Origin of the sequence: Pedobacter vanadiisoli (genome assembly GCF_042684385.1) — a bacterium.
Taxonomy (GTDB): domain Bacteria; phylum Bacteroidota; class Bacteroidia; order Sphingobacteriales; family Sphingobacteriaceae; genus Pedobacter; species Pedobacter vanadiisoli.
The window spans coordinates 175,511-185,470 of the sequence record NZ_JBHULL010000011.1 but is presented as its reverse complement, the minus strand read 5'-3'; the positions used below and the strand labels follow the sequence as shown (position 1 = coordinate 185,470).

At 41.0% G+C, this 9,960-nt stretch carries 6 protein-coding genes and 1 rRNA gene; 2 read left to right on the top strand and 5 right to left on the bottom strand.

Translation table 11 applies throughout. The annotated features are described in order from the left end of the window. Both rrf and ACFSR6_RS15185 read left to right on the top strand, forming a co-directional pair. A 5S ribosomal RNA gene (gene rrf / locus ACFSR6_RS15190) occupies positions 1-104 on the top strand; the annotation flags it as partial. A 586-nt stretch (positions 105-690) separates the two neighbouring features. Continuing rightward, positions 691-1,671 (top strand): acyl-ACP desaturase, encoded by a 981-nt coding sequence (locus ACFSR6_RS15185; protein ID WP_379080311.1) that lies wholly within the window; start codon positions 691-693, stop codon positions 1,669-1,671. 230 nt (positions 1,672-1,901) lie between these two features. Here ACFSR6_RS15185 and ACFSR6_RS15180 read toward each other — a convergent pair whose 3' ends face one another. The 5 genes from ACFSR6_RS15180 to ACFSR6_RS15160 form a co-directional block, all read right to left on the bottom strand. After that, positions 1,902-2,825: an MBL fold metallo-hydrolase gene (locus ACFSR6_RS15180; protein ID WP_379080309.1), complete on the bottom strand. Its 924-nt coding sequence runs from the start codon at positions 2,823-2,825 to the stop codon at positions 1,902-1,904. Continuing rightward, entirely contained in the window at positions 2,826-6,221 is a 3,396-nt protein-coding gene (locus tag ACFSR6_RS15175) for a methylmalonyl-CoA mutase family protein (RefSeq protein WP_379080307.1), read from the bottom strand. It abuts the gene before it with no gap. Positions 6,222-6,352: 131 nt separating this feature from the next. Next, positions 6,353-6,721, bottom strand: a complete 369-nt coding sequence (locus ACFSR6_RS15170; RefSeq protein ID WP_379080305.1) for a VOC family protein — start codon at positions 6,719-6,721, stop codon at positions 6,353-6,355. Positions 6,722-6,935: 214 nt separating this feature from the next. Beyond that, positions 6,936-8,594: an alkaline phosphatase PafA gene (gene pafA, locus ACFSR6_RS15165; protein ID WP_379080303.1), complete on the bottom strand. Its 1,659-nt coding sequence runs from the start codon at positions 8,592-8,594 to the stop codon at positions 6,936-6,938. A 68-nt stretch (positions 8,595-8,662) separates the two neighbouring features. Next, positions 8,663-9,952 carry a bifunctional folylpolyglutamate synthase/dihydrofolate synthase gene (locus tag ACFSR6_RS15160; protein WP_379080301.1) on the bottom strand — a complete coding sequence of 430 codons (1,290 nt, stop codon included), beginning with the start codon at positions 9,950-9,952 and terminating at the stop codon, positions 8,663-8,665. Between the last annotated feature and the right edge of the window lie 8 nt (positions 9,953-9,960).

Genomic DNA, 9,960 nt, shown 5'->3' with positions numbered 1-9,960 from the left:
CTATATCGGTGGTGTCCACCTCTTCCCATTCCGAACAGAGAAGTTAAGCCCACCAGAGCCGATGGTACTGCGGTAACACGTGGGAGAGTAGGTCGGTGCCAGATCTTAAAAGAGACCCTTTATCAGAGATGATGAAGGGTCTTCTTGTTTTAGGGGTGTTTTGAGTGGAAAGACCAGGGCAGAAAGACGAAAGCTTAAAGTCCAAAGCTTAAAGACCAAAGCGTAACTTTAGTCTTTTCCTTTAAGCAGGTTTTAAACCATTAAGGAGTTAAGAAGGTTAAGGCAGTTAAATTGCTTGATTAAAGGAAGTGTCCTTAATGTCCTTAATCCTTAATGAATGCCATAATAGAAATTCGGTGGCAGCAGGCCCCTCAATAATAGCCCTGATGGCAGCGGAAATCCCTTTTGGGAACAGAGGGTTACTTGTACCGGCAATGTTCCCCAAAAGGATTGCAGCGTACAGCAGGACGGAACCCCACCCAAAGGAACTGGAAATTGCGCTCCGGAAAAATATAGTACTTATAATGTTACCAAGTTTATCATACCTGTAAACGCTGTGTAAACTGATTTAAGAGCCTGTGGATAATTTTGAACTCATTTATGATCGATTTAGGGCTAAATATGTTAATATCATAAGGTTTGCAGTAATATTTGGTTATCTTTGCTGTTAATAATATATAAACACAAATAATGAGTTTTTTTGCAGATAAAAGAAGGGAAGTAATGGTGCATATTGAAAAATATATGCTAGAGATGATGGATACCTATCTTAAACCAATCGATACAAACTGGCAACCGTCTGATTTTCTTCCCGATTCTACCAGTGATACATTTTATCAGGATATTAGGATATTAAGAGATAATGCAAAAGACCTTTCTTATGATTTAGTAGCTGTATTGATTGGTGATACCATTACTGAAGAAGCTTTACCTACTTACGAATCGTGGTTGGCTATGGTTCAGGGGCCGAGCATGAAAGAAGATGGTGGCTGGATGAAATGGAACAGGCACTGGACTGCAGAGGAAAACCGTCATGGCGACTTGTTAAATAAATATTTATACCTCTCTGGCCGTGTAGATATGCGGCAAATGGAAATTTCTACACAATACCTTATTGCAGATGGTTTCGATATCGGAACCGGGCATGATCCTTACCGTAACTTCATCTATACCTCTTTTCAGGAAATGGCTACCAATATTTCGCACAGAAGGGTTGCTTCTTTAGCGAAAAAAAGTGGTGATACCTTATTGTCGAGAATGTGTGGTGTTATAGCATCTGATGAAGCCAGACATGCCAAAGCCTATAAAGATTTTATGAACCGCATTTTCGAAGTTGATCCAAGTGAAGCGATGCTGGCTTTTGAAGATATGATGCGTAAAAAGATTGTAATGCCGGCGCATTTCCTACGTGAAGTTGGTTTGAAAATCGGTCAAACTTTTGGGCATTTTACTGATGCTGCACAACGTTTAGGCGTTTATACGGCAGTTGATTATGTCGAAATTATGCAACAGCTAATTGTTGACTGGAAAATTGAAGGCATGCGCGATTTAAATGAAGCTGGCGAAAAAGCGCGTGATTATATTATGGCTTTACCTTCTCGTTTATTGCGTGTGGCTGAACGCATGAAAAACCCGACAATTGATTATAAATTTAGCTGGATTGCTGGATAAAACATTTAAGAGATATATGGAAGCCCTGATGTAGATCGGGGCTTTTTTATGCGTGTTCCCCTTTTCGAGGGATAGTTTATTGTATAAGAATCAATACGAATGCCAGCTTTCTCCGGGATCGTCGTTTCGAGTTAGTGCGACGCAGTTAAGAAGCTGAGGGCTTAGCGAAGCTAAATCTACCCTGAGATAGATCTCTCACTCCGCCATGCTCCGGTTGAGATGACGACAGCCTAATAATAAAAATCTCCCTGTTTGGCCACGTTAAAACCATTTTTTAAAACCTGTTTTTCGGTGTTTTTATCCCAAAGAAGGGGGTTGGTATGGTTAAAGTGAATAAAAAAGATTTTACTTTTTATGCTATTGACCTCTTTACTGAAAAGGCTTTCGGTTTCGGTTACCAGTGGGTGCGGTACTTCTGCAATTGGCCTGTTACCAAGCTCTGTATTACTGTAAAAAGTAGCATCTAGCATGGCCATATCTACATTTTTTACCTCATCAATAATGTTTTTGTTCCACTTGCTCCATTTATCAATATCGGGGATAAAAAGATATCTTTTAGTTGATGTTTCAATTTTAAAACCAGCAGTCTCCGAAAATTCATCTCTATGTGGAACAGTGAAGGCTGTGATTTTATTGTTGGCAATATCGATAGACTGATCAGCGCTTAATATAACCAGGTTAATATTGTTGAGTTTGACCAATTGACTCCATGGACCGTTCTGTTCGAGAAAAGACTTTAATTTGGGAAGAGTATAAACTTTTAGCCCGTTTGTAGACATCACTTCTCTGCCAAATTCCATTAAACCGGTATAGTGGCCGATGTGGGCATGGGTAATAAAAATACCTTCGGGTAAATAGGGATAAGCTTCATTGGTTTTTTTTTGGAAATCCTGAAGTTGTTGTTTAATGTCAGGAGTAGCCTCAAAAAGCCACCATTTTTTGCTTTTCGGATCAACTAAGGCAAGCGAAACCACATTTTTTCTTAATTTTTGATGCTTCCAGGCCATTTTACAACAGTTTTTCTGACAGCCCATGTGTGGATAACCGCCATCCTGGGCCACACCCAACACTAAAATATAAGAAGACTGAAATGCTTCCTGTGCACTGGTTTCGAGAGAAAAAAGGAGTACGAAAAATAATATTATAACTCTCATTTACATGTTTCTTCTATATTGGCCACCTACTTCGTAAAGGGCCTTGCTGATCTGGCCTAATGAACAAACTTTACAGACCTCCATCAGCTGTTCAAAAATATTATCGCCTGCAATGGCCGATTTTTGCAGCTGTTTTAATAAATCGGGAGCTCGGTCGGCGTTGCGTTCCTGGAATTTCTGTAAGGCCAGAATCTGGTATTGTTTTTCATCTTCTGTAGCACGAATCACCTCACCCGGCACAATAGTAGGGGAACCATTTTTGTTTAAAAAAGTATTTACCCCAACAATCGGGTACTCACCAGTATGTTTCAGGGTTTCGTAATACAAGCTTTCTTCCTGTATTTTTCCACGTTGGTACATGGTTTCCATGGCACCTAAAACCCCTCCACGATCGTTAATGCGTTTAAATTCGGCTAAAACGGCTTCTTCTACCAGATCTGTTAATTCTTCGATGATGAATGCCCCTTGTAGCGGATTTTCGTTCTTGGCGAGGCCCAATTCACGGTTGATGATCAATTGTATGGCCATTGCCCTTCTTACCGATTCTTCTGTAGGCGTAGTAATGGCTTCATCATAAGCATTGGTGTGAAGGGAGTTACAGTTATCGTAAATGGCATACAAAGCCTGCAATGTGGTCCTGATATCGTTAAAATCGATTTCCTGGGCATGTAAGGAACGACCCGACGTTTGAATATGGTATTTAAGCTTCTGTGAACGATCGTTTCCTTTGTATTTATTCTTGATGGCTTTTGCCCAGATTCTTCTGGCTACGCGACCGATAACAGCATATTCGGGATCAATCCCGTTGGAGAAAAAGAAAGAGAGATTTGGTGCGAAATCGTCTATATGCATCCCCCGGCTTAAATAATATTCTACAAAAGTAAAACCATTGCTCAGGGTAAAGGCCAGCTGGGAAATGGGATTGGCCCCGGCCTCTGCTATGTGGTAACCCGAAATAGATACCGAATAAAAATTCCGTACTTTTTTGTCGATAAAGTATTTCTGGATATCGCCCATCATCCGTAGGGCAAATTCGGTAGAAAATATACAGGTATTCTGCGCCTGATCTTCTTTTAAGATATCGGCCTGAACGGTTCCCCTTACTGAACTGATGGCTTTTGCCCTGATCTGCGCATAAATTTCGGCCGGCAGAACCTGATCGCCGGTAACGCCTAAAAGCATTAAACCTAAACCATTATTTCCCTCTGGCAAAGTACCATTATATAACGGTTTTTCAACGTTTTTAGATTTATATATCGCATCGATCTTTGCCTGAATTTCTTTTGTCAGACCGTTTTCGATAATGTATTTTTCACATTGCTGATCAATAGCAGCATTCATGAAAAAACCCAGCAACATTGGAGCAGGTCCGTTAATGGTCATGGATACCGATGTAGATGGCGCACAAAGATCAAAACCTGAATATAGTTTTTTGGCATCATCCAAAGTGGCAATACTCACGCCCGAGTTACCGATTTTGCCGTAAATATCCGGGCGTAAATGCGGATCTTCGCCATAAAGGGTAACCGAATCAAAAGCCGTTGATAAGCGATGAGCCGGTTGCCCCAGTGAAACATAGTGGAAACGTTTATTGGTCCTTTCAGGCCCACCTTCACCAGCAAACATACGGGTAGGATCTTCACCATCGCGTTTCAGCGGAAATACTCCTGCAGCATAAGGGAATTCGCCAGGCAGGTTTTCGGTTAAGAGCCACCTTAAAATGTCGCCCCAATCTTCGTAACGGGGCAGCGATACCTTTGGAACCTGGAGCTTTGAAAGCGATTCGTAAAACAAAGGTTGTCTAATTTCCTTATCGCGCACTTTATAAATAAAAAATTCTTCTTTATAAGCCTTTTTGGTATCTGGCCATTGGCGTAATAACCTTTTGCATTCGCCATCGAGTTGTTCTTCGAAGAATTGATAGGTTGCATTTAGGCTTTTTGACACCCCGTTATGCGGCCCACCCTCTATGCGAGGGGAATTAGTATCGTTTAATAAATCGATTACACCTTTGAGCTGGTACATTTTCCGGGCAATAGTGGCCTGCTTGGTTACCCACTCATTGTATACCTGGCTCGATTCGGCAATTTCGGCCAGGTAACGGATACGATCTGGTGGGATGATGTAGATCTTTTCTGACTGATCGGAAGTTAACTCCATCTTAGCCTGAAAATCTGTCCCGGTTTTAACTTTTATTTGCTCTATTAAGGCCACAAATAAGTTATTCATGCCAGGATCGTTAAACTGAGAGGCGATAGTGCCATAAACAGGTATTTCGTCGTCCTTGGCATCGAAAATGTTGTGGTTACGTTTGTATTGTTTTCGTACATCGCGCAGGGCATCTAAAGCCCCTCTTTTATCAAATTTATTGATGGCTACAAGATCGGCAAAATCAAGCATATCGATTTTTTCGAGCTGGGTGGCCGCTCCGAATTCGGGAGTCATTACGTATAATGAAACATCGCAATGCTCTGTAATTTCGGTATCAGATTGACCGATCCCGGAGGTTTCTACAATAATCAGGTCGTAGCCTGCAGCTTTGCAGATATCGATACTTTCCTGCACGTTTTTAGATAAGGCCAGATTAGCCTGGCGTGTAGCCAGAGAGCGCATATACACCCGGGGGTTATTGATGGCATTCATCCGGATACGGTCGCCGAGTAAAGCCCCACCTGTTTTTCTTTTTGAAGGATCGACAGAAATAATGGCCAGGGTTTTGTCTTTCACCTCAACCAAAAAACGACGGACCAGTTCATCTACCAGGGATGATTTTCCGGCACCGCCGGTTCCGGTAATGCCAACAATTGGGGCAGTGTTATTTTTGGAAAGTTTCTTTAATTCATCAACAAATTTTTGGGCACCTTCAGGATCATTTTCTGCAACAGTAATGGCTCCGGCGATGGCTTTTATGTCTTTTTTTGGAATGGTTTCCAGCTCGTTTGTAATATTGGTTTTGGTTACAAAATCAGTTTGTACAAGCATATCATTGATCATGCCCTGTAAACCCATTTTACGGCCATCATCGGGTGAGTAGATTTTGGCAATTCCGTAAGCCTGCAATTCCTCAATTTCTGAAGGCAGGATTACACCACCGCCACCTGCAAATATTTTAATATGGCCCGAACCTCTTTCCTGCAAAAGATCGTACATATACTTAAAATATTCGATATGCCCGCCCTGGTAGGAGGTCATGGCAATACCCTGAACATCTTCCTGTATAGCGCAATTTACAACTTCATCAACCGAGCGGTTATGGCCAAGATGGATAACCTCGGCACCGGATGACTGAAGGATACGACGCATGATATTAATGGTTGCATCGTGGCCATCAAAAAGGGAAGCAGCGGTTACAAAACGGATTTTATTTTTAGGCTTATATATTTCTACTTGTTGCATACATTGGGATTTAGAGGATTGATTTATACAGAAAACAACCAACCCGTGTTCCAAATATTTGGTTATGCAAATGTACTAAATTAAGCAGTTTTAAGCACGAATACCCTATACTGTTATGGCTTTTGGTTCAGTTATAATTCCTGCCCAAATTGTAGTAAATATCCATTATTGTCGTAAATGGCAAACTCTCTCATGCCATATTCAAAATCTTCTAACGGGTAACAGATCTCGCATTGATCTTTTAAACCTTCCCAAAGCTGTTTAACCTCGTTGGTTCTAATGTAAAGGGAGCCACTCATAACCGCTTTGGGCATATTGCGGTGTTCGTTGGGCATGCAGAACATAATTTCTATCCCATCTTTGCTAAGGCTAAACCAGCTAAGATCATCGAATTTTGCCTCACAGGTGAAACCTAAAATTGTTGTATAAAACTTTAGCGTTGCCGGCATATCATGCGACTCGAGCATGGGGGTAAGTTTGATGGCGGTGTATGTTGACATGAGGTTAAGATAAAAAATATAGTTTAATTTTTACCATACGAGAAATTGGAGAACCAAAATTAATGATTGCCCTATTAAAGATCGTCATTTCGAGCGAAGTGCAACGCATCCGAGAAATCTAATTAGATAGATCTCTCCATTCCGCTACGCGTCAGTCGAGATGACGATTTCAGTAAAACAAAAAAACTATGCTGGTAAGCATAGTTTTTAAATATTATTTATTGGTGATTTCGGTGATCGGCTCTCCGACTGTTCCGTTGGGTGTTTGGATGTGTAACAGCGCAGCGAGTGTTGGTGCAATATCGGTCATGTAGTGCATTTTGTTTGTTGCGCCCGGTTTAACTCCCCAGCCCATAAAAACCAATGGGATATGCGAATCGTACGGATTCCAGTTGCCATGAGTAGTACCTGTACTGCCACCATTAAACCAGTTGGGCTGTAAAACATAATAAATATCACCGCTTCTGCGGGCATTGTAGCCATTGGTAATCATCTTTTTTTGGATTTCCTGAAGTGTGGCCTGCGATATTTTAGCAATATCTACAGCATTCTGAAAGCCATCCAGTCGCTTTAAGAATTCAACAGCGGCTGATTTGATCACATCGAAACTCACATCACCTTTATCGGTTTTATCGTGATCGAAAATGATCTGATTATTCATTGACCTTAAAACAACATTGTTTACCTTAAATTTATCGTTTAAGTAAGCATTTAATTTGTTGGCTATATCTCTGTCGCTAACCACTCCCGAAGGCATTTTATTTTCCTGCATAAAACCTGGTACATGGGCAGCACCATGATCGGCGGTTAGAAATACAGTGTAATTGCCTTTACCAACTTTTTTATCAAGGTAATTGAAAAACTCTTCGAAATCTTTATCCAAACGTAAATAAGTATCTTCTGCTTCGATCGAATTCGGGCCGTAGGCATGGCCAATATAATCTGTAGAGGAGCAGCTTACCGCCAAGAAATCGGTAATATTATCCTGTCCTAAATCTTCAGAAAGGATCGCCAGTTTAGCCAGGTCAAGAGTGATGGTATTGCCATAAGGTGTGCTTCTGATGGCATCGAAATTTTTATCAATGTTTTGGGTTAACTGGTGTGGAAATGTACTCTGTTTACCTTCGTAAGCTTTCTCATCAGCGGTACTGTTCACATAAGTATTGATGGGATATAAAGTTTCCCAGTTTTTTGCATAAAACTTGTTCGCCAGTTTCAGTTTATTGTAATCGGCAATCCAGCCTGGTACTTCTTTCATATAATAGGTACTGGTAATCCAGTTTCCGGTGCTGCCCTGATACCAATATGCAGCATTTGCAGCATGACCTGCTGGAAGGATTGATCCCCTGTCTTTTAATGAAATACCGATTACTTTGCCTCTAAAATTGGTAGCTAACCTTAATTCATCGGTTATGGTGGTGGTTAGCATATTTTTTGGCGACATATTGCCTTCTGATGAAGGTGTACTGCCAACTGTTGATACGGAAGAATCTTCTGTACAGTATACACTCTTTTTAGCTTCAGGATCGTACCAATCGTTACCGATGATGCCGTGAACAGCCGGCACTGAACCTGTATAGATGCAGGTGTGGCCACAGGCAGTATAGGTAGGAGTATAAGGAATAAATGTATTTTCTACTGAAAAACCTTCATTGATTAATCTTTTAAAACCACCATTGGTGTAACGGTTATAGTAACGGTATAAATAATCCCAACGCATTTGATCAACCACCAGGCCAACCACCAGTTTTGGGCGTGCAACTTCGGCGGGAAATGCTTTAGGAGTTGCAGGAGTGGTTTTTTTTGTCTGGGCAGAGGAGAGAGAAAGTGAAAAAATAGATATAGAAAAGATTAGAAAGGAAATTTTCTTCATTGCGTTTTAGTTAAAGGGCTAAATTAACAACTTTTAAGTGAAGATATTTTGAAGTTAATGTAAAGATTTTATATCGCTTCGGCTACTACAAATGTGCTTCCACCGATAAAAATCAGGTCTTTAATACCAGCCGATCGGATCGCATTTGCTTTTGCTTCGGTAACTGATGCATAAGCGTTTCCATTTAAATGATAAGAGGAAGCCTGTTCTTTTAGCGCATCAGCCGCCAAACCCCGCTCCAGATCGGGCTTGCAGAAATAGTAAGTGGCATTTTTGGGCATGAGCGCTAAAACTTTCGAAATATCCTTATCGTTTACCATTCCGAAAACAATATGTAAATTCTGATAAGGGGTTTGTGCAATATTTTTAATTACTTCAGAAATTCCGGCTTCGTTATGCCCGGTATCGCAGATTACTAAAGGATTTCTGCTCAAAGTTTGCCAGCGGCCCTGTAATCCCGTTTGTTTTTTAACCAGGCTGATGCCTTTATAAATGCTCTCCTGGTTGGTTTTAATATCAGTTTTTTCATTCAGCACTGCTAAGGTTTCTAAAACAGTGAGTATATTTTTATGCTGATAAGTTCCGGTGAGGTCGCTTTGCAGGTTTTTATATTTAATTTCTTCGCCCTGATAAACCGATAATGACAATTTATTATTCGCCAGTTTAAAATCGCGGGCAGTTAAAACCTGATCGGCAAAAACAATTGGGGCATTCATTTCTGTGGCCTTTTTGTTAAATACTGGCGCCGATGCTTCGTGGGTTTCGCCGATTACAACAGGTGTGTCTTTTTTGATAATGCCTGCCTTTTCGCCGGCAATTTCAGCCAGGGTGTTACCCAGCATATTGGTGTGGTCTAAACTGATATTAGTAATTACCGAAGTAAGCGGACTAATGATGTTGGTCGAATCGAGGCGGCCACCTAAACCCACTTCGATAACGGCAATATCTACCTGGTGCCTGGCAAAACAATCGAAGGCGAGGGCTACTGTAACTTCAAAAAATGAAGGTTCGGTTTTTTCGATGAGTTTTTGCTGTTCCTTTACAAAGGATACCACTTCTGTTTTGCTGATCATTTTCCCGTTGATGCGGATGCGCTCACGGAAATCTTTTAAATGAGGGGATGTATATAATCCGGTTTTATAACCCTGTGCTTGTAATATGGAAGCCAACATGTGCGAGGTTGATCCTTTCCCGTTTGTACCGGCCACATGGATGCTTTTGAATTTATCCTGTGGATTATCTAAAGCATTACAAAGGATAATGGTATTGGTTAAATCTTTTTTAAAAGCAGAGGCGCCAACGCGGGTAAACATCGGGAGTTTACTGTATAAAAAATCAAGCGTTTGTTGGTAGTTCATAATAATAG